Here is a 23,870-nt window from a genome sequence, read left to right as displayed (position 1 = left end):
TGCGCGGCGGTTACCCTTTCCAGCGCGACGCGCGGATAAGCGCGCAAAAGTCGCCAGGCATAAAACCCGGTTCCTTATCGGCAATCACATCGGCTTTAACATTGCCGAAGGTGGTGTCCGGCTTATGCTTAATGCCGTCATAAAACGCCTGGATAATGTCTTCTTTAAACGCCGGCGTGCGCGGATGCTCGGCCACCACCTGTTCCCGCACGTCTTCCGGGTAGGACGCATAGTTAATGCCCAGTACATCCATCTCCACGCCGGCGGTGACCAGGGCGATTTCCGGCGCCATAAACTCCGGCACCCCCGGCGTGGTATGCAGGGCGATGGCGGTCCAGACCTTATCGATATCCGCCTGGCCGACACCGTACCGGCGCAGGAAATCGCGCGCCGCATCGGCGCCATCCACCTCAAAACGCTTATCGCAGCTGCAGTGCTCCCGTGTCAGCCCCATGTCGTGGAACAGGCAGCCGATATACAACAATTCTTGATCGACGCGAAGGCCGCGCTGCCGCCCGGCCAGCGCCCCCCAATAATAGGTGCGGCTGGAATGATGAAACAGCAGATCGGATTCGGTGTCGCGCACCAGCTCCGTTGCTTCGCGCGCCATTTTGCTGTCGGGCACGCTGATACCGTTGATGCTGAAAGCCATGGTGATTACCTCCGGTTAATTGACCTGACCAGGGTAATGGCTCATGCTCGGTGTCTTCAATCACCGTATTACGACGATTTGAGACAAAACGCTGACCGGTGCCATGCAATAACCCATTGAGGTACGGAATAGGATATGCGTAAAGAAATAGTCTGCCTCGCGCTGCCCGGCGCGCAACTGCTGGATATTTCCGGGCCGCTGGACGTGTTTGCCGAGGCGAACGCCATCCTGGGGCGCGTGGTTTACCGTATGCGGGTCATGGGGCTGGATCAGCAGATCATTACCTCATCCTCGGGGGTAAAAATCGTCCCCGACCTGTCGTTGCGGGAGACGCTTACCGGGCCGCTGGATAGCTTCCTGGTGGCGGGCGCGCCGGCGGTGGCGGCGGGCGTTAATCTGGATGCGCACAGCCTGGCGGCGCTGGCGGCCTGCTGCCGGCAAAGCCAGCGTTATGGCTCGGTATGCACCGGCGCGCTGGTGCTGGCGGCTACCGGATTAATGGATGGCTTCCGGGTCACCACCCATTGGGCGGTATGCGGGGAACTGGCGCGCCGCTACCCCGGCGTGCGGGTCAATGGCGATGAAATCTATATCTGCGACGGCCCGCTGCGCACGGCGGCGGGCGTAACGTCCGGTCTGGATCTGGCGTTGCGGATGGTGGAAGAGGATCTGGGCCGCGAGGTGGCGATGGCGATCGCCGCCAACCTGGTGATGTTTTTCACCCGCCCGGTCGGCCAAGGGCATTTCAGCCGCAGCGGCCGCGCCTCGCTGGCCGGCAGATCGTCCTTGCAGGATATGCAGCGCTGGGCCGTCGCCCATCTCGATGAGGTGAAAAGTGTGAAAACCCTGGCCAATCATATGCAGCTCAGTACCCGGCATTTTACGCGTCTCTTCCAGGAGGCGCTGGGAGTGGCGCCGGCGCGCTGGCTGGAGCAGGAGCGGGTGGCCAAAGCGCGCGACCTGCTTGAATCCAGCCGTTTGGCGCCGAAGGAAATCGCCGCCGCCTGCGGTTTTTCCAGCGTGGATATTCTGCGGCGCGCCTTTTTACGGCGGCTGAAAACCACGCCCACGCAATATCGCCGCTATTATATCGGCCTTGATTGAGCGCAAGGGCAAACCCGCCTGCGCGCGGCCACACCAACGTCGCTACCGCCTAATCAACACGCCTGGCAAGTCCTCCGGGGCAATCTCCTACAAAATTTCAAAGAATAGCGTTCAATCTCTGTACTGATTAAGCGCTTTATCAAAGACACCGGTGATTTATTATACCCACACTCTTTTTATCAGGTGAAACTCAACGGCGGGCGCATGAACAATATCAATTCAACATCCTCTTCCTCCGATACCGCCATAAATGATGTCGCCGCCGCTCGGCAAGCCGGGCCGTTCAATCCGGCATTCGGCTTAAGCGTAACCAATGTCCCGCGGCCCTTTACCGCAATGCGCAGCCCCATACTCCGCCACCAGGAAGGCCCCCCGGCAAAAATCCATAAACCAAACTTCGCCGATGGTGATAATACCCCCGGCAAGGGAAACCCAGGTTTCGCCTGTCGTTCATATGAATGTTTAAAACAAGAACTGCATAAAAAATATTATGATATAAGCGTTTTGCTGCCGCATGAAAAACACCTTTATCTGCCGATTTTGCTCGACGGCGATAGCGGGACGATAGAACTGCTCAAAAATACCACCCTTATCGATGATAGTGATAACCCTGCTTTAAACTTTCACGCGGCATCCGGCAGGCTGTCCATCACCACTGTCACAGATAAAGATGATAATGAATTTAACGATATCCCGTTAAAACTGATGGACCAAATAAATATGCATTACCCTATATTAGGTAATAATTTCTATGCATCTTATTATTGTGAGCCAAATAAAAAGAAAAAAATGTATAAACTGATATTCCCTAAGAAAAATTTTACGGGGGAAAATTTTTATCTGACGTTGGAATGCGCAAATACGGTATTTAATGCCGCATCGATCAATAAAAAATTTTATATTTCATTGGTTATAATGCATTTAAGTAACTATCTAAAGCACGCCGGCTTGCCTGAGCTTAATCATGATGTTATTGACAAATTATTGCAGGGATATCCGTCATTGGCCAATAGCGGCAAGGGGATTTTGCAATGCTTAGCGGCCTATTACTGAAGGCTCCTTGCCCTACCCTCGCCCACCAATGCGCCATGGCGCGTTTTTATCATGTAAAAGCAGGCCGGATGATGTCCGGCGCCGGCACGTTTTCATCCAGGCGACGATCGCCAGGCTTGGGGGAAGCGCTAATCATGGGCAGTCCGCATCACTGACGGGGCTATTCGCGCTTAAGCCGGTTACTGTTGACCAGCCACAGCGTTACCACCAGGATTAATATGGCGGCCGAATAATACAGCGTATCCTGCGGATCTTTATGATCGACGATAATCAGGCGGATAATCGCCGTGATGCCGATATAGACAAAGTAGCGCAGCGGAAAGTGATACCCGGACTGGAAATACTTCACAATCAGGGCGATAAACTCAAAATACAGAAAATAAATGACGATGCCTTCAATCATTTGGTAGTAAGACGCCAGTTCGCCGTTTACCAGCAATACCCTGGCCAGAAGAACGGTTTCCTTACCCATAAAAACGATCAGGATCGCCGCCAGGAACAGCAGGCCGATATTCAGGATCATTTGCAGCACGGTCGCTATACGCATACCGGTAATCATACCCATACCTCGTCGTGATAGTTTCCTTACGGAAAGACCGGTAAGCATAGCATGATTTTTGTGATGAATATCACATTAAACCAGCGCATCCGGGTACTTGCCTTCAGGCGAGTAAAGGAAGAGCAAGGGGTTTGGCGGCGCGGCGAAACGCGGTATGCGGCGTAGGGAGGGGAAACCCACTGCGTGGTAAAGCGGTGGCGCAAGCCCCGCCCTGATAGACGGGGTGCGGATCAGGTCGTGCTGCCAATTCAGTTTTTTAACTGGTAGGTTAGCGTAATCTCAGCCTTAAGCACCTTGGACACCGGGCAGTTTTCTTTTGCCTGCTGGATAATGGCGTCAAATTCCTGTTTATCGATCCCGGGCACTACCACGCTGCTGTCCAGGGCGATTTTAGTGATGCCGTAGCCGCCGCCCACCTTATCAAGGGAAACATCGGCTTTGGTATCAATGCTCTGCGCAGTGTATCCCTTCTCGCCCAGCATCAAGGATAGCGCCATGGAAAAGCAGGCCGAGTGGGCGGCGCCGATAAGCTCTTCGGGATTGGTGCCGGGTTTGCCTTCAAAGCGGGTATTGAAGCCATAGGGCTGCTGGCTTAAGGCGCCGCTTTCCGTGGAGATGGTGCCCTTACCCTGCTTGATATCGCCTTCCCAATGTGCCTGTCCGTATTTATGAATAGTCATCTGCATCCTCCTGTTTGTTACCCATAGGCTTTTAGTATAGCTACTCTTGCCGGAGGTGGGGAAATCCCAGGCCAATGCGGCCGGGTAAGCGACGTGACAGCAACCCGGTTTATTTTTTTCGCTCTTTTGTTAAAGCGGCTATTCTATTTCCGCCATGCGGCTGGCGGAAAATATATGCCCTGTTATTTTATTAACAAATAGCAGTAATTATTTCCCAACGTTCATTTGCATTCGGTAAGCCGAGGCATTACCCGTCACGATTGAGCCATAATCATCCATTGGACGGTTGCACTATTTTTTTCAGGCATCCGCATATCAGCGCGGGCAAAAGACAAAAATTGGGCTTAACGCCATCACGCAAAGCACAGGGTGGCATGAGCGAATCCCCATAATTCCCACAACAACCGCCCTACCGCCGCCGCACCACTCTGCATCGATATTTTTACTGTCCATTCTCTCATTCCGCGGAAAATAACCTAAAGAAGCGGAAAAATTTGCCGATAGCTAGGCAGGACATTTATCTCAGGTATTACACAGTTTGATTTGTGACATTTATATGGGAAACAGAAATGACAAGTTTAATAAGTAAAATAAATAGCATTAAAGTGTCACATAAACTTTTTTTAGGCTTCGGCATTGTCTTATTACTGGTCGTTATTGCATCAGGCCTTAGTGTTCAACGCTTCAAGGAAATTCGCGATATTTATGAAAAGACCAATCTGGTTTATAATATAAATATTGATGTTTTCCAGGTTAAAGTCAACCGCGTTAAATACCTTTACTCGTCCGACGACGCGGTGCGTAAAGTCATGGCCGGCTTTATCGATGACGCCGCCGCGCTCACCCACCAAGCCCAGGCGCTGTCATGGGATAAAGAATCGATGGCAAGCCTGGATAGCATTGCCCGCTATCTGGGAGATTTTAATAAATCTCTGGAAAACATGAGTGTTTTTTCCAAAAAGATGGTTGCCATCCGCGCCCAGCTGGACGATCTCCATAACCAGGACGCCATCGGCCCCTTTAAAACCGCCTTGCTAAACCAGACGTTTGGCACCGATAGGGATAATCAACTCAATGATTTTGTATTGGCCTATATTTTAATTAAAGACAATTCCTTTAATTTGCAATTAAAAGGCACCGATGAGGCATTAGCCTTGCTGCAAAAGAATTATGCGGATGCAGCGAAAAAATATAACGATTTGGCGGTCAGCCTCGCACCAGAAAACAAGCCGACCCTTGATGCTTTTTGGAGCTACTTTGGCAAATATAAGGATATAAGCCAGAACTACTATGCCGATTATAAGGATTTAAATGCGGCGGAAAACGGCGTAAAACTTGCCGGCGATAAGAGCAGCGCCGCGGTCAAAGTCATTATTAATATCGTGAAAGAAAAAAATGACGCGCTGGCGTACGGCTCTTCAAGCATTACCATTATCATCGGCCTGATTGCGGTGGTCTTCGGTATTCTCGTCTCCTGGTATATCACCCGGCAGATTACCCGGCCGGTGCTGAAAAATCTCGCGGTTGCCGAGCGCATTGCCGACGGCGATCTCACCGCGTCGATAACGCCTGAAAGTCATGATGAACTGGGCCAGCTTACCGCCGCCATGGCGCGCATGAACGCCAAACTGCGCACCATCATTTCCGATGTGCGCGACAGCGTCGGCACCGTGGCCTCGTCGGCGGCCAAAATCGCCACGGGCAATACCGACCTGTCTTCCCGCACCGAGCAACAGGCCGCCGCCGTGGTCGAGACCGCCGCCAGCATGGAAGAGCTTACCTCAACGGTGAAAAACAACGCCGACAACGCCAGACATGCCAGCCAGATCGCCGGCGAAGCCACCCACAATGCCCATCAAGGCGGCGAAGTGATGAAAAATGTCGTCAGGACCATGGACGACATCTCCCTGAGTTCGAAAAAAATCACGGATATTACCGCCGTCATCAACAGCATCGCTTTCCAGACCAATATCCTGGCGCTTAACGCGGCGGTGGAAGCGGCGCGCGCCGGCGAGCAGGGCCGTGGGTTCGCGGTGGTGGCCAGCGAAGTACGCAATTTGTCGCAACGCAGTTCGCAGGCGGCGAAAGAGATCGCCACCTTAATAGGCGAGTCCGTCTCGCGCATTGACGTGGGCACCAAACTGGTGGCCCAGGCCGGCGATACCATGGAGCAAATCGTCGCCTCGGTTTCGCGCGTCAACGACATCATGGGCGAGATTTCCTCGGCCTCGGAAGAGCAAAGCCACGGCATCGAACAAATCGCCCGGGCGATCAGCGAGCTGGATACCACGACCCAGCAGAACGCCGCGCTGGTCACCGAGTCCTCCCTTGCCGCCAACACGCTCGAAGATCAGTCGGCGGTGCTGGAGGAACTGGTTGCCAGCTTCCGTTTATAGCGGCCGCCTTGCGGGTTAACCCTGCGCGGTGGGACGCACGATAATCTCGCCCACATCCACGTCGGCGGGCTGTTCAATGGCAAAGGCGATGGCGCGCGCTATCGCCTCAGGCGCAATGCCGAACGTGTTCATGGACTCTTCGATCCGGGCCTTGACGGCCGGATCGGTGATGGTCTGCGCAAAGTCGGTACGCGTCATACCAGGAGAGATGACCGTGACCCGCAGCGTTTCCCCCGCCTCTTGCCGCAGCCCTTCGGAGATGGCGCGCACCGCCATTTTCGTGCCGGCATAGACCGCCATGGTCGGTACGATACGATGCGCGGCGGTGGACGCGGTGTGGACAAAATGGCCGAAACCCTGGGCGCGGAACACCGGCAGCGCGGCGGCAATACCATACAACACGCCCTTGATATTAATATCGATCATCGCCTCCCAGTCGTCTACCTTCAGTTCGTCGAGAGGTGAAATCGGGCCCACGCCGGCGTTGCCGATCAAAACATCCAGCTTGCCATACCGTTCGCACGCCAGGTCGACAATACGCGCCACATCGTCGCGCCGGGTGACATCGGTTTGCAAACAGGCCGCGTCCCCCCCCTCGGTTCGTATACGGGTTGCCAGCGCCGCCAGCCGCTCCGGCCTGCGCGCGCCCAGCACCACTTTAGCGCCGCGCGACGCCAGCAGCAGCGCGGTCGCCGCGCCGATACCGCTGCCCGCGCCGGTAATAATCACCACTTTACCGTTGATTTGCGACATGAATACGCCTCCACCTAATTCGCCATCAAAATCGGCGCGGCCTTGCCGGGCCACGCCGGGGACAGATGGCATCATGGCGCCCGCCGGCCGATTAATCTATAATCAATTCTCCGCTATTTATCATCGATCGTACGGAATGTTATGGACCCGTTGTCGGATGTGTTTTCCCTGTTGAAAGCTAAAAGCCTGTTGTCGGCGCGCATTGAGGTGCACGGTCCCTGGGCGATGCGTTTCTCCGGCCTGAGCCATATCAAATTCGCCGGCGTGTTGGAAGGATCATTCTGGCTGTGGAGTGAAGATGGCATGCCGCCCGTGCATATCATGACCGGTGATTTTTATTTGCTGACGCGCGGCCAGGACTATTGCACCGGCAGCGATCCCACGCTGGCGCCGGTTGATGGCCGGGAGGCCCTGGCGAAAAACCTTGGCGCAGACGGTATTGCGCGTTATGGCGACAGCGGCGAGAAGGTGAGCGCGGCGGGCGGACGTTTTATTTTTGCGCACGACTCCGGCACCCTGTTATTGAAGCTACTGCCGCCGGTGGTTCATGTGCCGGCGGCGTCAGCCAGCGCCGCGCCGCTGCGCGCGGTGCTGGAACTGCTGCGCATCGAGACCGAAGCCTCACGCCCGGGGGCCGCGGTGGTGGCCACCAATCTCGCCAATATGGTGCTCATCCAGATCCTGCGGGCGCACCTGGGGTCGGGTATGCAAGCGCCCGGCTGGCTGGGCGCCCTGGCCGATCCGCAGATCGGCGCGGCGCTGGGCCTGATGCACGCCGATATCGCCCGCCGCTGGACCGTGGGGGAACTGGCGGCCAGGGTCGCCATGTCGCGCACCACGTTCTCGCAGCATTTCAGGCGGCTGGTCGGGGTGCCGCCGCTGCAATATCTTATCGAGTGGCGCATGGCGGTGGCGGGCGACGCCCTGCGGGCCGGCAAAAGTCTGGCGGCGGTGGCGGACAGCGTCGGTTACGGTTCCGATACGGCATTTAGTGCGGCGTTTACGCGCACCACCGGCCAAAGGCCGGGGCGTTACCGGGCGCAAAGGTAGTCAGTTATTACTGAAAAAGATATCGCCCGATTCGGCTTTGAGAATTTTGCCGGTGTCATTGGTGATCAGAAGGTAATTGCCGCTGGCATAGGTCCAATGGCTATTCTCTACCGGGGCGGGCAAATGGCGCTTTTGCCATTCGACAATTTCATACTGCTTGGTGAGGTATTTAGCCGGTACCGTATCGCCGATTTGATGCTCTTTATCATCGATAATGATTTTATTGAGCTCGTAGGACGGGGGCGCGGCGGGCTGGGGCTGCGTAAGCTCCGGTTGGGGTTGCGTAAGCTGCGGCTGCGCCGAATCCGGTTGCGCGGGTGCCGGCGCCTGTTCAGGCTGCGCCGGCTCCTGCTGCGGTTGTACCTGTTCCTGCTGCGGCGCAACGGCATCCTGCTCGCCTTCCGCCCGTACGGGGGAAACCAGGCTGAGGCTGCCGGCCAGTAATCCCGCCGTAAAGAGTAAAACTTGAGTCCTGCTGCGCATCATGTCTCCCGCTGTAAATGCTGTTTTATCAAAATACTTACACTACAGACAATACGGAAGGTAGTGTTGTTCCGTACATGGGTGGCACGCAGCAAAATTTAATCGCCCCATGGCAATACCCAAATCCGGGGTAAAGCGGCGGGGAGTAGAGTAAAATGGAATGCGCCACGGTAGATTATTATTCACAATAGTCTTGGTAATCAGATCGCCCCGGGCCCAAAGAGGGATAGGCCGCGCATGACCATGAGCCACGCCCATATTATAACCAAACTTATGCGCCTGTAGGTCAGTATTGCAACCCATTTGCTCAGCAGCAAACATGTCAAAAGAATGGGGAACGGTGTTTATCCAGGCGTTAATATAGAATTGCAGGATGTTATGAATAAAATCAAAGGACTTTTGAAATTAGTCGCCATTTTTATCATCATTAAGGTCATCTTTTTTTTTAGCGCTGAATTTAGTAAAAACCAGGCCATGTCGGCGAATACAGCGCCCCGGCCAATCCCTGCGACAGCACCGATTGTTTCTTCTGCTCACGCGGTGGTGCCAAAAGATGGATTCCGTCGCTATGTGGCCGGCTATGGCGTAAGCGTTGAGTTGCCTGAAAAATGGTTTATTCTTGCACACAGCCAGGTAAAAGACATCGCGGACATTGGCAGTAAGGCGATGAATAGCCAGGATAAAAGTAAAAAAACGCCCCTAGCCGCCAATTCCAGCGCCGATCAAAAACAGAATCAGGCGGTATTCAGAGTTTCCTTCAGCGATAATCTGTTAACCGAAAGCGAGATACAAACAGCGACGGCGGCGGAAATAAAGGAGGCTTGCGACGCGCTTAATAACGGCCTGAATCCTGGCTTAGAAAAGATGGGCACTCACCTAGTGAGAAAACCCTACTGTTCAGTGGGCAAAATAGCCGGTAAGACGGCGTTTATTGCGGACTATCAGCGCAGCGGCGCCTATGGCCCCGATCCGTGGAGAGTGCTGATTTATCAAATTCCGCTGAGTGCAAAAACGGCGATGATAACCGTATCCTACCAACTTGTTTCCGACGCGGCAAAAAACCAGATTGAGGAGATATTGAGCTCTCTGTTGTTTGAGTAACAGCCAACCTGGGTGAAAATATTTGCGCGTGGGTTTTTTTAACCCGTGCCGACGCAAATATTTTCGCCGCTGATTCGTCTACCTCTGTATCTGAACAATGTGGAGTAGACAACATGAGAGATCGTAAGTTAAAGATATTGGTTATGGCCGTTGTGGCTATCCTCGCGGTTACCACGCTGGTCATGCTACTGTGGAACGCGCTGCTGCCGGTAATATTCGGCGTAAAGAGCATTGGCTTTTTCCAGGCGCTGGGGCTGCTTATCCTCTGCAAAATCCTGTTTGGCGGTTTTGGCGGCCGGGGCATGTTCGGCCGCCGGGGCCAGGAAATGCGCGCGCGCTGGATGGCGATGAGCCCCGAGGAACGCGAGGCGTTTATTAAACAGCGCGGCATGGGCCACCGGCAGGGTCCCTGGCATGGCCACTGCCATCCTAGGGATCGGGGCAATGAACCGCGCGCCGACGATAACGGCCAGGCATAATGACTAACGCCGCGGACCGGCGCCACGATCTGCTGGCCGCGCTGCGCGGCTGCCAGCAGCGGCTGCGGGCGTTTATTGCCGGGCGCACCGTTAATGTCGCCGATGCGGAAGATGTGTTCCAGGAGATAAGCTATCAGCTGATCAAGGCCGATAGCTATCTTCATCCCATCGAGCAGGTCGCCGCCTGGCTGTATCGCGCCGCGCGCAATGAGCTTATCGACCGGTCGCGTAAAAAGCGCGAATTATTGCTATCCGACGATGTGGACCAGGAATGGCCCGCCGGCGAGGAACTGGGCGAGCTGCTGTTTAATGCGCAAAGCGGCGCCGAGGACACCTATCTGCGCGAGCTGGTATGGCAGGAGTTGGCGCTGGCGCTGGCGGATATGCCGCCCCAGCAGCGCGAGGCGTTTGAAAAGACCGAACTTCAGGGCTACTCCTTTAAGCAGCTGGCCGATGAGACCGGGATCGCCGTCGAAACCCTGCTGTCGCGCAAACACCAGGCGGTGCTGTTCCTGCGCCTGCGCCTGCAGGTGCTTTATGAAGCGGTAACCGGTGCCTGAGCAGGCTGAAAATAGCCTGCCGTTATGGTCTCTCCGGCGCCCGGACCTCAAGGCGTTGTCCCTCTATGCCGCGGCTCGAGGTATACTCAGTACATATACATACGCTGATAAGGTCCATTCGCCAATGCCATCCGACCGTCGTTCCCGTAAGCGCCTTGCCATGCGGCAAGCCATCTCCAATGCCGCCACGCGCCTCTTCATGGAACGGGGCTTCGATCGGGTGACGGTGGATGAGATCGCCGCGGCCGCCGACGTCGGGAGGATGACCGTGTTCAATCACTTTCCCCGCAAGGAGGACATGTTCTTCGATCGCGACGAGGAGGGCCGTGAACTCTTGCGCGACGCTTTGCGGCGCCGCGATCCCCAAGTCTCTCCCATCGAGGCGCTGCGCCTGCTCGCGCACCGGCTGGTGGCGGAACAAAGCCCCTATGTCGAATTTTCCGCCGGGAGCGAACGCTTCATGGCGACCATCGAGGGCAGCGAAACCCTTAAGGCCCGGGCCCGCGGGATACGCGACGAGATAGCGCAGGTGGTGACGCAAGCGCTATGCGCATGCGTGGGGCGGGAGCCCACCGATCCCGCCGCCCATCTGGCGGCCGGCCTGCTCCTGGCCACCTGGACCGTGGCCTTCATCCAGGCTCACCGGATCTTTCGCCACCATCGGGACGCAGAGGAAGCGCAGGCCGCCTTTCTCGCTCTTATCGATCGGGGAACCCTCGGCCTGAACGCCGCCATGGCGGGCACGCCTTACGCCTGAGCGAACGGCGGCTCCCCTGCCCGCTACATTCACCGGTTGCCCATCATATAACAACCTCCCGTCGGTCCGCCGCCTGCGGGGGTCGCCGCCCCAATAACCCTTCCGCGCTGTTGGCCGCCCAAAATGGACGTGATTTAAAATTTTACTGGACTTAATTTTATGATGATCATAAAATTTTACCAGACATAAAAACATGCCCTAATAGAGACACGAACACCCGGGAGCGGACAAGTGAACATCAACGGTAAAGCGGAAGGGTTGCGTGAGCAAAAAAAACGCATCACGCGCCAGCAGCTATCAAACACCGCGACGGAACTCTTTATTAAACATGGATTTGATAATGTCACTATTACGGATATTGCCATCGCTGCAAACGTTTCTAAGATGACGGTATTCAACTACTTCCCGCGCAAAGAGGCGCTTTATTTCGATCGCATTGACGAGATCCATCAATTATTACAAAGCGCTATCGACCGCCATCACGCGCTTTCGCCGGTGGCGGCATTACGGACCCTGGCCGCTGAACTGGTCGAACAGGAACATCCGTTAGTCAGGATGGATAAGGGTGTTGCCGACTTTTGGAGGGTGGTCGCGGAAAGCCCATCACTGCGCGTTTATGCGCTTGAGCAGTTTGAAATACTGGTACTGACGCTGAGCAATATCCTGTCCTCGCGCATCAACGCGCAAAATAATGATCCCGCGGCCAGCCTTATCGCCGTCATCGTGCTGAATACCTGGCGTATCGCATTCCAGGAGGCGCTGAGCCACCAAACAACTTTATCAATCAAGGATAGGCGACAGGTATTCCTTGGTCTTCTTGACCGCGGCTTTCATGCCGTCGAAGCGGCTGCACAGGGAACGCCCTATGTGTAAACCGTGGGGAACGGCGCTTGCCAGCCTGATGTTGCAGCCATGGTGAAGAAAACGCTGAGCGTTATTTTTATTACCATTTGGCTTGACGCTATTGGCATCGGCATCATATTTCCTATTCTTCCGCGGCTTCTCGAAGATGTCATGCATACGGCGGACATCTCGCCTTACATCGGTATTATGGCGGCGCTTTATGCGCTTATGCAGTTTATTTTCGCCCCCTTTCTCGGCGCATTAAGCGATAATTTCGGCAGGCGCCGGATATTGCTGATTTCTCTTTCCGGCGCGGTGATCAACTACTTGATAATGGCTTTCTCCACCCAGCTTTGGATGCTGCTGGCCGGGCGGGCGATAGCAGGCCTCACTAGCGCGAATATAGCAGTCGCTATGGCCTGGCTGACTGATATAACCCCGCAACACAAACGCGCCCGGCGTTTTGGATTATTTAATGCCATGTTTGGCGCTGGCTTCATCATCGGGCCGGTTCTTGGCGGGTGGCTCGGCGACTACGGATTACGGCTCCCCTTTCTCGTTGCCGCCGGACTGAACACCGGTAACTTTCTGCTGGCGCTAACCGTCCTGAAAGAGTCCCGCACCCCGGCAAACCGGAAAATGAATTTGTCTGAATTTAACCCGCTCAAGCCGTTGCGCTGGTTATCCGCCTCTAAAGGGCTTTTGATTGTCACGCTGGTTTTCTTTTTCTTAAGCGCCACTGGCGAGGTTTATGGAACCTGTTGGGCGCTGTGGGGGCAGGATATGTTTCACTGGAATGGGTTGTGGATTGGCCTGTCCCTGGGCACGTTCGGAGTATGCCAGACACTGGCGCAGGCATTTTTGCCCGGCCCTGCCAGCCGGCTGCTTGGCGAACGCGGCACTATCCTGGCCGGCATTGCCTGCTCATGCCTGGCATTGATTATCCTGTCCATAAGCAACCAGAGTTGGATGGTGTTCGCGATTATGCCGCTTGTGGCCCTTGGCGGCATCGGCACGCCAGCCCTCCAGGCATTGGCTACCCATCAGGTTAACGCTGACCAACAAGGACAGCTTCAGGGCATATTGGCCTCGGCTGTCAGCCTGGCGTCTATTGTGGCTCCATTGATTTTCTCGACCTTATACTTTCTGGTCCGGACATGGTGGCCCGGCGCCATCTGGATTTCAGTCATTATCATTTATGCGTTCGCGGTACCTTTGATATATCGCTGCGCCCGCACATAACGTAAGCGTGTGGCCAGCGACCGACACTGCAAAATATCGCCTTATTCCTTTAGGCGAGCTTGCTCCCAATAGAAGATATCTATAAATAAAAACAATATATTAGTAACTTTTCAAAATAAGAACCGATCAGCTTAACGATGAGATTTACTCACACTTTCCTCGAAAGTGTTCGCATAAGTACCCCCGCCTTTGCCAAACTACCTCGATACCCCAACAACCGGAGAGGGAATTCTGATGGGTGTGCCGCAAACTAAATCGGAACTTCTGTTAGCCATCGACAAAAACTACAATAAATTATCAGGTTACCTCGCATCCATTCCGCCAGAATTAGCATCGGATCCATCCATGGAAGGGCATGCAAAAGGCTCTGTTATGAGTGTTTGCAATCTTGTCGCTTACTTAGTTGGCTGGAATAGATTAGTTATCAAATGGATAACGCGTGACGAAGCAGGACAGCCCGTCGATTTCCCGGAAAAAGGTTACCAGTGGAACCAGCTTGGTCTTCTCGCCCAAAAGTTTTATCACGACTATGGCGATGTGGATTTAGACTCGCTAAAAAACCAACTGCAGGAAGCTAAAAACGAAATCGTTGAATCTATCAATAAGCGATCCGACGATGATCTGTATGGAAAAGCGTGGTATGGCAAATGGACAATGGGAAGAATGATTTCTCTTAATACGTCTTCACCCTACGCCAACGCCTGCGGCAGGTTAAGAAAATGGGCAAAGGAAAATAACCTTAAGCTGTGAGGGAAGCTGGCGGAAAAATTGACTGCGAAAAAGCAACAGTCCCAGGTTTGGCAGCCCCCCTCAGCCATAGCGTTTAAAAACATCGGCGACGGCAAATCAGTTCTTATAGGGGCGTTATTGCGTAAGCGTACGTCCAGTCGCCGTCTGATTTAACAGAAGTCGTTAGATAACCTGGGTGCTCCTCTGTTAAATTGATCTGCGCCCCAGATCCTGGACTTCAAAATCAATCTGGTGGAACAGGCGCTCCAGCCCAGCGTATCTATTGCCAAACTGGCGTAGGAGCATGGGATCAACGACAATTTGCTATTCAACTGGCGCAGACCTGCGCTGGATACAGGCGATGCTGGGCCATGCCGCGTCAAATCGACTCAAATCTACACGCAGGTAAGCATCAAGGCGCTGTCGGCGGTGCATGCGTCAACGCGATAGGCCAGACGTTGACGACGATATCGGGTTGTTGCTCGACTTGATGGCAGAAGATGCCCCCACGGGGGTTGACGTTAATAAACCATCAAAGATACTAACAGATAGTAATAGATATTATTCTGTATCGGAGGCAACCATGACAACCAGTATCGCGCTAAGTCCTCACTTCGAAGAGTTTATCCGCGCACAAATCGACAGTGGCCGTTATAACGTAAGCGTCAACTCAGTGACGTATTGACGCTTATTCGGCAGGTATGACAAGGTTCCACGGCAGCAGATCTTTAATCTTATTGATGGGATGATCCGCGATTGTCGCCAGTACATGGCGCAGATAGGCTTCCGGTTCGACACCGTTCAGTTTGCAACTGCCGATCAGCGTGTACATCAACGCCGCCCGGTCGCCGCCGCTGTCCGACCCCGTGAAGAGATAATTTTCCCGGCCCAGGCTCACCACCCGCAGCGCGTTTTCCGCGATATTGTTATCGATCTCCGCCCAGCCATCGCCGGCGTAGTAACACAACGCCGGCCAGTGGTTCATCAGATAGTTGAACGCCTTTGCCGTATCGGCCTGTCGCGGCAATGTGGTGAGTTTTTCCCTGATCCAGCTCTCCAGGCCCATCAGTAACGGCTGGGTTCGCGCTTCGCGCACCTGTTGTCGTTCTTCGGCCGGGCGCCCCCGGATGTCGGCTTCGATAGCATACAGTTCACCGATCCTCTGCAGGGCTTCGGTGGTGGTCGGCGACGGATGGCGAACATGGATATCATGGATTTTACGCCGGGCGTGGGCCATGCAGCCGACCTCGCGGATAGGGCCTTCTTCGTATGGCGGGTTGAAGCCCGCGTACGCATCCGCCTGCAACAGTCCGCTGAACCCGGCCAGATGCGTTGGCGGATGAATCCCCTTGCGGTCCGGGCTGTAGGTGAACCACACCGCGGGTGGAAGTCGCGAACCGGCATTGCGGTCGTCACGCACATAGACCCACAGCCGGCCGGTTTTCGGCTTGCCTTTGCCCGATTGCAGCACGTCCACCGGCGTGTCGTCGACGTGCACTTTACCCGTGTTCATCACATAGTCGCATACCGCGTCGGCCAGCGGCGCCAGCAGGTTGCTGCACAGGCCCACCCAGCCGGCCATGGTGGCCCGGCTCAGTGTGACGCCCTGACGGGCGAAGATTTCCGACAGGCGATACAGCGGCGAGTGCTCGGCGTATTTCGCCGTCATCACGCGCGCCAGCAGGCCCGGACCGGCGATGCCACGTTCGATGGGGTGCGACGGCGCCGGCGCCTGGACGATGACATCGCAGCGGGCGCAGGCTTTCTTTTTACGCCGGGTTTTTATCACCTTGAACGCGCTTTTAATCAGCTCAAGCTGTTCGCTGACATCCTCGCCCAGCGGCTTAAGATCGCCGCCGCAGGCGGGACAGGCCGGCTCGTGCGGCTCCAGGCAGCACTCTTCACGCGGCAGGTGTGACGGTAAAGGCCGACGTACCGGTGAGGGGCGTGAGGCCGGCAGCATAGCCGGGCAATCGACGGGCGCATGCTGGACCTTATCTTCCGTCAGCAGCTCTTCCAGGCGATGCTCCAGTTGGACTATCTGTCGCCCGGCCTTTTCCGAGCTGCGGCCGAAGTACAGGCGCCGCAGTTTCGCCAGTTGCGCCAGCAGGCGGTCGATTTCTGCTTTGCGTGCGTTAAGGTCATTGTGCAGGGATGCGATAGTCGCCTGTTGTTGCGCGACCAGCGTTTGTTGTTGCAGTACCAGCGCTTGCAGCGCGGGCATATCAGTGGGCAAGGCATGATTTTTTCGTTTCATGCCAGGATGTTAAGGGAAGCTATCGGGTTATTACAATATCGCCAGGTTAAACGAAGTACGTTCCGGTTGTTTCCAATTAGGAGTAGTTACTATGGCTAAGCGCGATTGTAAGTCAGAACTTGGCACAACTGAAGTAAAACCATCACAACCTCGTTATTATACAGTAGGTTATGCACCTAATGGCGGAACGCGCCAGACCAGCCCGCAGTTGAAGATAAGCGGGCGGTGGCTTGATGAACTGGGCTTTAACACTGGGCAAACGGTAGTGGTAACGTCTGAGCAGGGATGCTTGACCATCAAAACTGAGCTTAACGTCTAGAACTAATGTTATCATCCCGGCATAAGGCCGGGATTTGACTATCTGATTTTTTGTATGTCTTTATAATAACAACAAAACAATATAATTCCGATTGGAAAACCTGTTAGGCCAATTTTGCAAATGATTTTTATCTCTTCTTTTCCAAAAGGAAATGGCTTATCAAATTCCCACATTAACCATCCTTTCAGTAAGTAAGCAAAGACACCACTTACAATAAAAATAAAAACCATTGAAAAACACATATATATCAATAAAAATAAACAAAATTTTAATTTATTTCGTTTCATCTTTAATTCCAGATACACTTTGGTTCAAGCGTTCTCCCACAACTTCAGATACAAACGAATCAGTAATATTTGCACTAATTGAAGGTAAAGGATTCATTGGCGCAGGCTTCGTTATTGTCCAGATCCCAATCGGCACCCATTCGTATTGTTTCGAGACTGGATTAAGTACCTTATCCATGGGGACTTTGAATACGTTTCCTGCAGCATAGCCCACTGAAGCCCCTGATTTACTCAGTAATGCCCCCATAAAAGGATCGTCCCCTTTTATTTCCGCCGAATAAAAGCCGCCTGCCGCATTCCAGGTGACAGTAGGGTTATATCCTTTACCCGCCGTGATTGCACCAATGACTCCAGCGTTGATCACATCGGTAAGTTTGACATCGCCTGTCGCCCCTGCTTGTATCGCCGCATTAGCCGCGCCCGATATTCCAGCAGCGATTAATTGCTCTTTTCCACTTGGCCCTTGAATAATGGATTTTGCACCCATCATAATGACTGGCCAAGACGTAGGGTCACTGACCACAGACAGCACTCTATCACCGGTAGTGATATTATCTTTAAGGAATTTAAGATCATTTTTATTTAGATAATTAACTAATGCGGCGGCTTCGGGCTGCTTTAATTTCTCATCTAGCCGAAATTGCGAAGGATGAGCATCATTGGCAACATTTGTTTCAGCCTGAATAAGCTCTTCCAATGTCACACAGGCCACGCCGCCACCGCTGCATGCATCAGCAAGTTCTTTCGCATTCTTGTTGCTGATATCAATGTATTTCTCAAGTAAGGGAGTGACGTCTTCACCCGTCTCTTTCAGGTCGGCTAGCTCTTTATCCAGTTGCCGTGCTTCTTTTGCACTCAGGAAGTTATTCTCCACCTTAGTCGGATGACCCATGCGTTTTCTTAGCGCTAAGCTTGGACTTAATCCAGATTCCCACGCCAAGCGTCGTACCGGCTACAGTAGCTTGCTTTAGAGAGGTCAAAAAGCCATCCCCAAGATAGAACATGAAATGGCCAATCTTGAAATAAACAATAATAGATGCCAAAAGCCTAGCTACGAATACTAATATAATGAATAAAAATATATTACAAATAACTAACACGCTGAGTTTTTTGAGGTCAGTTATTCCCATCATTCTCGTCCGCATTATCTAAATACTCTTTTACAGCTCCGCCAAGCATCTCGCTAGAGAAAGACCCGCCTATAGCCCCAGTTAGATGTGCTGTATTTTCTTTAATCAAGCCAGAAAATTTATCAGTCATACCTTTTGAGACTTTATTTCCTATAACAGTACCGGCCCCAGCCCCAATCATAGCATTGGTCGGATCTTCACCTTTAGCTGCACTACCAATAGCTGCACCGCCTATATTTATTCCCACGCTGGGTAAAATAGCTTTTCCTGTGGTCGCCGCTGCGGTAACCCCGGCCATTACCACATCAACATAGCTAAAAGGATCGCCTCCGCTGAGTTGGACGCCTGTATTAACACCAACACCGATCGCAGCATTGGTTACCATCCCCGTTTTGATCGATTGGCCCAGCGGCCCCAATCCAAACATTAGCGCGGGGTCACCCATACTCGCATTCGAAGTATGGTAACCCCAGGTGTTCATAATGGTGTGGGCTTTCTGCTGCGCTTCGCTGTTGGGCGCTGACTTAAGATAATCTTGCCCCGTCAATAAGCCGGTCACCAGCTCTCTGGTTACCGCATCTCCATGTTGAGTCTGCATATCGGCCGCGTAAAGCCTGATATAGCTTTTCAGTTCATTACGTTCATCGGCCGTCATCGCTGCCGGATCTTTCTTGAACTGGCTGACCAACGCATCACTGCGTTTATCGGCATTTTCCAGCGCTAAATACTCCTTCGCCGTTTGCAGCGTCTTATCACCGTTGATGATTTTTTCCGCTAAGTCGTCCCGTTTTGTCGCGGAACGGGTGCTCAGGAAATTATTCTCCTCGACTATTTTTCCAAAATTTCAATTATTGGATCCTGAAGAACCGCTATCTTCAAGTCTAACTTTTATCCAGATGCCGATACCGAGAATTGAACCCGCTGTGATGCCTCTTTTTAGTGAAAGTAATGCTGCTTCTTTCCAACTGAAGGAAAAATAACCATGCTTGAAATAAACTAAAATTGAGGCAACAAAGCTCCCAATCATACAAAGACCGACAAAGACTAAAACACACCGACAAATAAGAGAGATAAGTAAATGTAATTTATTTGTTGTCATTTTTAAGCCCAACTTTGTCTAAATCATCCTTTACGCTACTGCTGATGATCTCGTTTGTTGTAGCCCCCCCGACATTACCTATTAATCCTGCGGTTCCCTCTTTTACTGCTGTCGATAATCCTGTAGTAATGAATTTATCAGCTTTATTACCTAAAACAGTGCCTAGCCCAGCACCAATCATAGCATTGGTCGGATCTTCACCTTTGGCTGCACTACCAATAGCTGCACCGCCTATATTTATTCCCACGCTGGGTAAAATAGCTTTTCCTGTGGTCGCCGCTGCGGTAACCCCAGCAATTACCACATCAACATAGCTGAAAGGATCGCCTCCGCTGAGTTGGACGCCTGTATTAACACCAACACCGATCGCAGCATTGGTTACCATCCCCGTTTTGATCGATTGGCCCAGCGGCCCCAATCCGAACATTAGCGCGGGGTCACCCATACTCGCATTCGAAGTATGGTAACCCCAGGTGTTCATAATGGTGTGGGCTTTCTGCTGCGCTTCGCTGTTGGGCGCTGACTTAAGATAATCTTGCCCCGTCAATAAGCCGGTCACCAGCTCTCTGGTTACCGCATCTCCATGTTGAGTCTGCATATCGGCCGCGTAAAGCCTGATATAGCTTTTCAGTTCATTACGTTCATCGGCCGTCATCGCTGCCGGATCTTTCTTGAACTGGCTGACCAACGCATCACTGCGTTTATCGGCATTTTCCAGCGCTAAATACTCCTTCGCCGTTTGCAGCGTTTTATCACCCTCAATGATTTTTTCCGCTAATTCTTCTCGTTTTGTTGCTGAAGGCGTGCTTAAGAAATTATTCTCCACAACAACTTCAGCTGACATGCATCCCTGCATAGTTGGTGACTTTCCCTTGTCAGTTCAGTGACTTACAACCTACTTTTTCTACTGCATCTCTCCCCAGAGACCCGCAGCCCCCGACGCGCGTTTTTCGCCCCGTGGCGCGGTTTTGCCTTAACAGAGTATCAACGTGTTTCTCTACGGCGAGTATATGGGCGATGGGTTTTTACTCCGAGGCGTTGAGGCGGGTCACAGCTTGTCTGTGGCCCGGCGAACCGTCTGCCGGGCGTGGGCTGGCGAAGCCCGCAAGCGACGCACTGCGGCGCTCTGGACCACGGAAGGTTAAGGGAGCGCCGGGCCTGCATGACCGCGCCGGACTGGGCTGGGTGGCGCAAGCTGGCGAGCCGGGAAGGAGCAACGCAGTGCGACCCGGCGTAGCCAGGCGAAGCCGGGCGGGCATAAAGCCTTTAAGCGGAGGCCGGCAGGCCGTCAACCCCATAAGGTGTTGATGTTGATGTTGATGTTGGTGTTGATGTTGCTGAGGATCGGCGCTGATTGTGACGCCGCCAGGGATGGCGGCCACACCGCCGTGGCTTAAGTGATAACGGAAGATAGGAGCAGAGGGCAAACCGGTCACGGCGCCGCCCAGGAGTAGTTACTATGGCTAAGCGCGATTGTAAGTCAGAACCTGCCACAACCCAAGTGGTTAAAAAAGAAGGATATCAACCCCGCCACTACACCATCGGTTATGCCCCCAACGGTGGACGTAAGAAACCCAGCCCACAGCTAACCATAAAGGGCCGATGGCTGGAAGCGCTGGGATTTAACACCGGCCAGTCGGTAACGGTGACCACTGAACAGGGATGTCTGACGATCAAGACTAAGTTGGGCGTTTAAGATAATCATAGAAAAATCCCGGCCATAAGCCGGGATAAGGTCACATAGGTATGGCTATATCAAAACGAACCTTAGTCGGATGACTCATGCGTTTTCTTAGCGCTAAGCTTGGACTTAATCCAGATTCCCACACCAAGCGTCGTACCGGTCTACAGTAGCTTGTTTTAGAGAGGTCAAAAAGCCATCCCCAAGATAGAACATGAAATGGCCAATCTTGAAATAAACAATAATAGATGCCAAAAGCCTAGCTACGAATACTAATAGAATGAATAAAAATATATTACAAATAACTAACACGCTGAGTTTTTTGAGGTCAGTTATTCCCATCATTCTCGTCCGCATTATCTAAATACTCTTTTACAGCTCCGCCAAGCATCTCGCTAGAGAAAGACCCGCCTATAGCCCCAGTTAGATGTGCTGTATTTTCTTTAATCAAGCCAGAAAATTTATCAGTCATACCTTTTGAGACTTTATTTCCTATAACAGTACCGGCCCCAGCCCCAATCATAGCATTGGTCGGATCTTCACCTTTAGCTGCACTACTAATAGCAGCACCGCCTATATTTATTCCCACGCTGGGTAAAATAGCTTTTCCTTTGGTCGCCGCTGCGGTAACCCCAGCCATTACCACATCAACATAGCTAAAAGGATCGCCTCCGCTGAGTTGGACGCCTGTATTAACACTAACACCGATCGCAACATTGGTTACCATCCCCATTTTGATCGATTGGCCCAGCGGCCCCAATCCAAACATCAGCGCGGGATCGCCCATGCTCGCATTCGAAGTATGGTAGCCCCACGTCTTCATAAGGGTGTGCGCTTTCTGCTGCGCTTCGCTGTTGGGGGCTGACTTGAGATAATCTTGCCCCGTCAACAGACCGGTCACCAACTCTCGAGTCACCGCATCGCCGTGTTGCGTCTGCATATCGGCCGCGTAAAGCCTGATATAGCTTTTCAGTTCATTACGTTCATCGGCCGTCATCGCTGCCGGACCTTTCTTGAACTGGCTGACCAACGCATCACTGCGTTTATCGGCATTTTCCAGCGCTAAATACTCCTTCGCCGTTTGCAGCGTTTTATCACCCTCAATGATTTTTTCCGCTAATTCTTCTCGTTTTGTTGCTGAAGGCGTGCTTAAGAAGTTATTCTCCACCGCGTTTTTGCCAGCCTGCGCCCCCGCAGTCGCACCTGATATGCTGCCGCTACTGACTCCCGCCGCGATCCCCGACGCCAGCGTCGACAGCGCGCCCAGGTTCTCCTTTTGTTGCGATGTCAATTTATCGCTGTCCGCCGTGCCGTATAATGCCAGTGCTATCGCCGGCGCGGCCATTTCGCCGCTTGCCGCACCGGTCGCTCCCGCTACGGCGTTGGCGCCGCTTAGCTAGGTTATTACCCCGCCCAGGATGGCATGCGCCACCACGTTATTCCGCTTCTCCTCATCGCTCAGATTGTAAGTCAGAACTCGGCACAACTGAAGTAAAACCGTCACAACCTCGTTATTATACAGCAGGTTATGCACCTAATGGCGGCTCACGACAGACCAGCCCGCAGTTGAAGATAAGTGGGCGGTGGCTTGATGAACTGGGCTTTAACACTGGGCAAACGGTGGTGGTGACGTCTGAGCAGAGATGCTTGATCACCAAAACAGAACTTAACGTGTAGGACTAACGTTATAATCCCGGCACAAGGCCGGGATTTAATAGCAAGAAAGAGATCGGCTAAAAACCTTTTACTTTAAAGAGGCGAAAAAGAACTAGGCCTATTCCAGTTATCCCTCCACCTGCACCACCCACTTTCACCCCTCTTATAACTTCAGAATGAATTATTTCAAAATAACCATTAACAAAATAATTAATCATCACCAACGAAAAATAAGATATCTCGGCAATCAATATACCCGCTAGAAGCGATGTCATGAGAATGTAAGCATTAGGAACAAATGACCTCAATATTTAATCTCCGCCTTCCTGCTTAGCTATAATTTTTTGTATTCCATCTCCAGTCATTTCTGAAGTGATAGAGGCGCCTGCGTTACCAAAAGCACTAGGAATTTTACTCGGTAACATTTCTTTCGATATGCCAAGCTGCCCCTTAACTTCATTATATTTTAATAGCTCAGGGCGAAATTTTGGATCCCAGCCGCCAGTGACTGCTTTACCCACAGCATTCGTTCCTTTAGCGATAACCTTACCAAATCCATAACCTACAGCCCCACCGGCACCACCCGTTATTGCCCCAGTCAACGGATCATCACCCTTAATGGTATTAGTTAAAGCACCGCCTGCTGCATTCCAACCAAAGGTTCCAGCCAGCCCGCTTCCCATACTGGCTACATTCACCCACCCAGCCACTGCGGCGTTCACTGGATTTATGTCTTTATCGTCATCGTCCAGATATTGAACTCCGGCATTAGCCGCCGCGCCAAGCCCCCCCCATAGCCTGGGCCGCACCCGGTAACATTGCAACGCCAGCAGCATTAGCGATACCGGCGGATACTTTGGCATTGCCTTTCGCGATATCTCCGGCCAGTTGGGCTTTCTCCTCTCTATCCGTGTCTGGTATCTCACCCAGCCAGAACCCCAGTCCGGAACCCGCTGCCGCACCGCCCAGAGAGTTATTCTCCACAACATCTCTTTTTCAA

28 protein-coding genes and 1 pseudogene are annotated in these 23,870 nt (G+C 52.9%); 17 read left to right on the top strand and 12 right to left on the bottom strand.

The genetic code is table 11. The features are described from left to right. Positions 1 to 10: 10 nt before the first annotated feature. Entirely contained in the window at positions 11 to 652 is a 642-nt protein-coding gene (locus ACL2XF_RS25315; RefSeq protein ID WP_410013635.1) for an HD domain-containing protein, read from the bottom strand. 135 nt (positions 653 to 787) lie between these two features. Between ACL2XF_RS25315 and ACL2XF_RS25310 the strand changes: the two genes are divergently transcribed. Further along, positions 788 to 1,756, top strand: coding sequence for a GlxA family transcriptional regulator (locus ACL2XF_RS25310; RefSeq protein WP_413721378.1), 969 nt, complete (start codon positions 788 to 790; stop codon positions 1,754 to 1,756). A gap of 204 nt (positions 1,757 to 1,960) precedes the next feature. Next, positions 1,961 to 2,809: a hypothetical protein gene (locus ACL2XF_RS25305; RefSeq protein ID WP_413727725.1), complete on the top strand. Its 849-nt coding sequence runs from the start codon at positions 1,961 to 1,963 to the stop codon at positions 2,807 to 2,809. 160 nt (positions 2,810 to 2,969) lie between these two features. Here the strand turns inward: ACL2XF_RS25305 and psiE are convergent, their stop codons facing one another. After that, a complete protein-coding gene (gene psiE / locus ACL2XF_RS25300; protein WP_410013632.1) occupies positions 2,970 to 3,368 on the bottom strand; it encodes a phosphate-starvation-inducible protein PsiE in 399 nt (132 codons plus the stop codon). A gap of 248 nt (positions 3,369 to 3,616) precedes the next feature. Beyond that, positions 3,617 to 4,048, bottom strand: coding sequence for an OsmC family protein (locus ACL2XF_RS25295; protein WP_413727724.1), 432 nt, complete (start codon positions 4,046 to 4,048; stop codon positions 3,617 to 3,619). Between the two features lie 569 nt (positions 4,049 to 4,617). Here ACL2XF_RS25295 and ACL2XF_RS25290 point away from each other — a divergent pair. Next, positions 4,618 to 6,444, top strand: coding sequence for a methyl-accepting chemotaxis protein (locus ACL2XF_RS25290; protein ID WP_413727723.1), 1,827 nt, complete (start codon positions 4,618 to 4,620; stop codon positions 6,442 to 6,444). A gap of 15 nt (positions 6,445 to 6,459) precedes the next feature. Here ACL2XF_RS25290 and ACL2XF_RS25285 read toward each other — a convergent pair whose 3' ends face one another. Beyond that, positions 6,460 to 7,197 (bottom strand): SDR family oxidoreductase, encoded by a 738-nt coding sequence (locus ACL2XF_RS25285; protein ID WP_410016736.1) that lies wholly within the window; start codon positions 7,195 to 7,197, stop codon positions 6,460 to 6,462. A gap of 141 nt (positions 7,198 to 7,338) precedes the next feature. Between ACL2XF_RS25285 and ACL2XF_RS25280 the strand changes: the two genes are divergently transcribed. Then, positions 7,339 to 8,247, top strand: a complete 909-nt coding sequence (locus ACL2XF_RS25280; protein ID WP_413721382.1) for a cupin domain-containing protein — start codon at positions 7,339 to 7,341, stop codon at positions 8,245 to 8,247. Here ACL2XF_RS25280 and ACL2XF_RS25275 read toward each other — a convergent pair whose 3' ends face one another. Then, positions 8,248 to 8,733, bottom strand: a complete 486-nt coding sequence (locus ACL2XF_RS25275; protein WP_413721383.1) for an RcnB family protein — start codon at positions 8,731 to 8,733, stop codon at positions 8,248 to 8,250. A gap of 375 nt (positions 8,734 to 9,108) precedes the next feature. Here ACL2XF_RS25275 and ACL2XF_RS25270 point away from each other — a divergent pair, with 375 nt between their 5' ends. The 9 genes and pseudogenes from ACL2XF_RS25270 (at position 9,109) to ACL2XF_RS25230 (ending at position 15,126) form a co-directional block, all read left to right on the top strand. Beyond that, positions 9,109 to 9,831 (top strand): hypothetical protein, encoded by a 723-nt coding sequence (locus tag ACL2XF_RS25270; protein ID WP_413727722.1) that lies wholly within the window; start codon positions 9,109 to 9,111, stop codon positions 9,829 to 9,831. Positions 9,832 to 9,944: 113 nt separating this feature from the next. Continuing rightward, positions 9,945 to 10,310 (top strand): hypothetical protein, encoded by a 366-nt coding sequence (locus ACL2XF_RS25265; RefSeq protein WP_410013627.1) that lies wholly within the window; start codon positions 9,945 to 9,947, stop codon positions 10,308 to 10,310. Beyond that, a complete protein-coding gene (locus ACL2XF_RS25260) occupies positions 10,310 to 10,870 on the top strand; it encodes an RNA polymerase sigma factor (RefSeq protein WP_413721386.1) in 561 nt (186 codons plus the stop codon). Before ACL2XF_RS25265 ends, ACL2XF_RS25260 begins: the two co-directional genes overlap by 1 nt. A 124-nt stretch (positions 10,871 to 10,994) precedes the next feature. Beyond that, positions 10,995 to 11,627, top strand: a complete 633-nt coding sequence (locus ACL2XF_RS25255; RefSeq protein WP_413721387.1) for a TetR/AcrR family transcriptional regulator — start codon at positions 10,995 to 10,997, stop codon at positions 11,625 to 11,627. Between the two features lie 231 nt (positions 11,628 to 11,858). Further along, positions 11,859 to 12,500, top strand: a complete 642-nt coding sequence (locus tag ACL2XF_RS25250) for a TetR/AcrR family transcriptional regulator (protein ID WP_413727721.1) — start codon at positions 11,859 to 11,861, stop codon at positions 12,498 to 12,500. A gap of 42 nt (positions 12,501 to 12,542) precedes the next feature. Then, entirely contained in the window at positions 12,543 to 13,712 is a 1,170-nt protein-coding gene (locus ACL2XF_RS25245; RefSeq protein ID WP_413728862.1) for a TCR/Tet family MFS transporter, read from the top strand. 234 nt (positions 13,713 to 13,946) lie between these two features. Beyond that, complete coding sequence (locus ACL2XF_RS25240; RefSeq protein ID WP_413721390.1) at positions 13,947 to 14,462, top strand: ClbS/DfsB family four-helix bundle protein; 516 nt, start codon at positions 13,947 to 13,949, stop codon at positions 14,460 to 14,462. A 313-nt stretch (positions 14,463 to 14,775) separates the two neighbouring features. Beyond that, positions 14,776 to 14,885, top strand: a pseudogene (locus ACL2XF_RS25235) (recombinase XerC); the annotation flags it as partial. Continuing rightward, a complete protein-coding gene (locus tag ACL2XF_RS25230; protein WP_413723564.1) occupies positions 14,875 to 15,126 on the top strand; it encodes a type II toxin-antitoxin system ParD family antitoxin in 252 nt (83 codons plus the stop codon). The pseudogene ACL2XF_RS25235 and the gene ACL2XF_RS25230, both read left to right, overlap by 11 nt. Positions 15,127 to 15,129: 3 nt before the next feature. Here ACL2XF_RS25230 and tnpC read toward each other — a convergent pair whose 3' ends face one another. Beyond that, positions 15,130 to 16,698 (bottom strand): IS66 family transposase, encoded by a 1,569-nt coding sequence (gene tnpC / locus ACL2XF_RS25225; protein WP_413721392.1) that lies wholly within the window; start codon positions 16,696 to 16,698, stop codon positions 15,130 to 15,132. Between the two features lie 91 nt (positions 16,699 to 16,789). Here tnpC and ACL2XF_RS25220 point away from each other — a divergent pair, with 91 nt between their 5' ends. After that, complete coding sequence (locus ACL2XF_RS25220; protein WP_413721393.1) at positions 16,790 to 17,017, top strand: SymE family type I addiction module toxin; 228 nt, start codon at positions 16,790 to 16,792, stop codon at positions 17,015 to 17,017. Positions 17,018 to 17,055: 38 nt separating this feature from the next. Here the strand turns inward: ACL2XF_RS25220 and ACL2XF_RS25215 are convergent, their stop codons facing one another. The 3 genes from ACL2XF_RS25215 to ACL2XF_RS25205 form a co-directional block, all read right to left on the bottom strand. Further along, positions 17,056 to 17,304, bottom strand: a complete 249-nt coding sequence (locus ACL2XF_RS25215) for a hypothetical protein (RefSeq protein ID WP_413721394.1) — start codon at positions 17,302 to 17,304, stop codon at positions 17,056 to 17,058. Then, on the bottom strand, positions 17,291 to 18,196 hold the full coding sequence (locus tag ACL2XF_RS25210; RefSeq protein ID WP_413721395.1) for a hypothetical protein: 906 nt from the start codon (positions 18,194 to 18,196) through the stop codon (positions 17,291 to 17,293). The genes ACL2XF_RS25215 and ACL2XF_RS25210 overlap by 14 nt, the downstream gene beginning before the upstream one ends. A gap of 224 nt (positions 18,197 to 18,420) precedes the next feature. Further along, positions 18,421 to 19,089: an adhesin gene (locus ACL2XF_RS25205; protein ID WP_413723563.1), complete on the bottom strand. Its 669-nt coding sequence runs from the start codon at positions 19,087 to 19,089 to the stop codon at positions 18,421 to 18,423. A 16-nt stretch (positions 19,090 to 19,105) separates the two neighbouring features. On the opposite strand from ACL2XF_RS25205, the gene ACL2XF_RS25200 reads away from it, so the two are divergent. Next, positions 19,106 to 19,414, top strand: coding sequence for a hypothetical protein (locus tag ACL2XF_RS25200; RefSeq protein ID WP_413721397.1), 309 nt, complete (start codon positions 19,106 to 19,108; stop codon positions 19,412 to 19,414). Positions 19,415 to 19,519: 105 nt separating this feature from the next. Here ACL2XF_RS25200 and ACL2XF_RS25195 read toward each other — a convergent pair whose 3' ends face one another. Further along, positions 19,520 to 20,377 carry a hypothetical protein gene (locus ACL2XF_RS25195; protein ID WP_413727720.1) on the bottom strand — a complete coding sequence of 286 codons (858 nt, stop codon included), beginning with the start codon at positions 20,375 to 20,377 and terminating at the stop codon, positions 19,520 to 19,522. Between the two features lie 615 nt (positions 20,378 to 20,992). On the opposite strand from ACL2XF_RS25195, the gene ACL2XF_RS25190 reads away from it, so the two are divergent. Further along, positions 20,993 to 21,229, top strand: a complete 237-nt coding sequence (locus ACL2XF_RS25190) for a SymE family type I addiction module toxin (protein ID WP_413727719.1) — start codon at positions 20,993 to 20,995, stop codon at positions 21,227 to 21,229. Positions 21,230 to 21,542: 313 nt separating this feature from the next. Here the strand turns inward: ACL2XF_RS25190 and ACL2XF_RS25185 are convergent, their stop codons facing one another. After that, complete coding sequence (locus ACL2XF_RS25185) at positions 21,543 to 22,559, bottom strand: VENN motif pre-toxin domain-containing protein (RefSeq protein ID WP_413727718.1); 1,017 nt, start codon at positions 22,557 to 22,559, stop codon at positions 21,543 to 21,545. On the opposite strand from ACL2XF_RS25185, the gene ACL2XF_RS25180 reads away from it, so the two are divergent. Further along, on the top strand, positions 22,499 to 22,891 hold the full coding sequence (locus ACL2XF_RS25180) for a SymE family type I addiction module toxin (protein WP_413723562.1): 393 nt from the start codon (positions 22,499 to 22,501) through the stop codon (positions 22,889 to 22,891). The genes ACL2XF_RS25185 and ACL2XF_RS25180 overlap by 61 nt on opposite strands. 290 nt (positions 22,892 to 23,181) lie before the next feature. Here ACL2XF_RS25180 and ACL2XF_RS25175 read toward each other — a convergent pair whose 3' ends face one another. Then, on the bottom strand, positions 23,182 to 23,706 hold the full coding sequence (locus tag ACL2XF_RS25175) for an adhesin (RefSeq protein WP_413721400.1): 525 nt from the start codon (positions 23,704 to 23,706) through the stop codon (positions 23,182 to 23,184). Between the last annotated feature and the right edge of the window lie 164 nt (positions 23,707 to 23,870).

Source organism: Sodalis sp. RH19, from assembly GCF_047324215.1.
GTDB lineage: Bacteria > Pseudomonadota > Gammaproteobacteria > Enterobacterales > Enterobacteriaceae > Acerihabitans.
The sequence above is the reverse complement of the archived record's forward strand: the minus strand, read 5'-3'. Positions and strand labels throughout refer to the sequence as shown.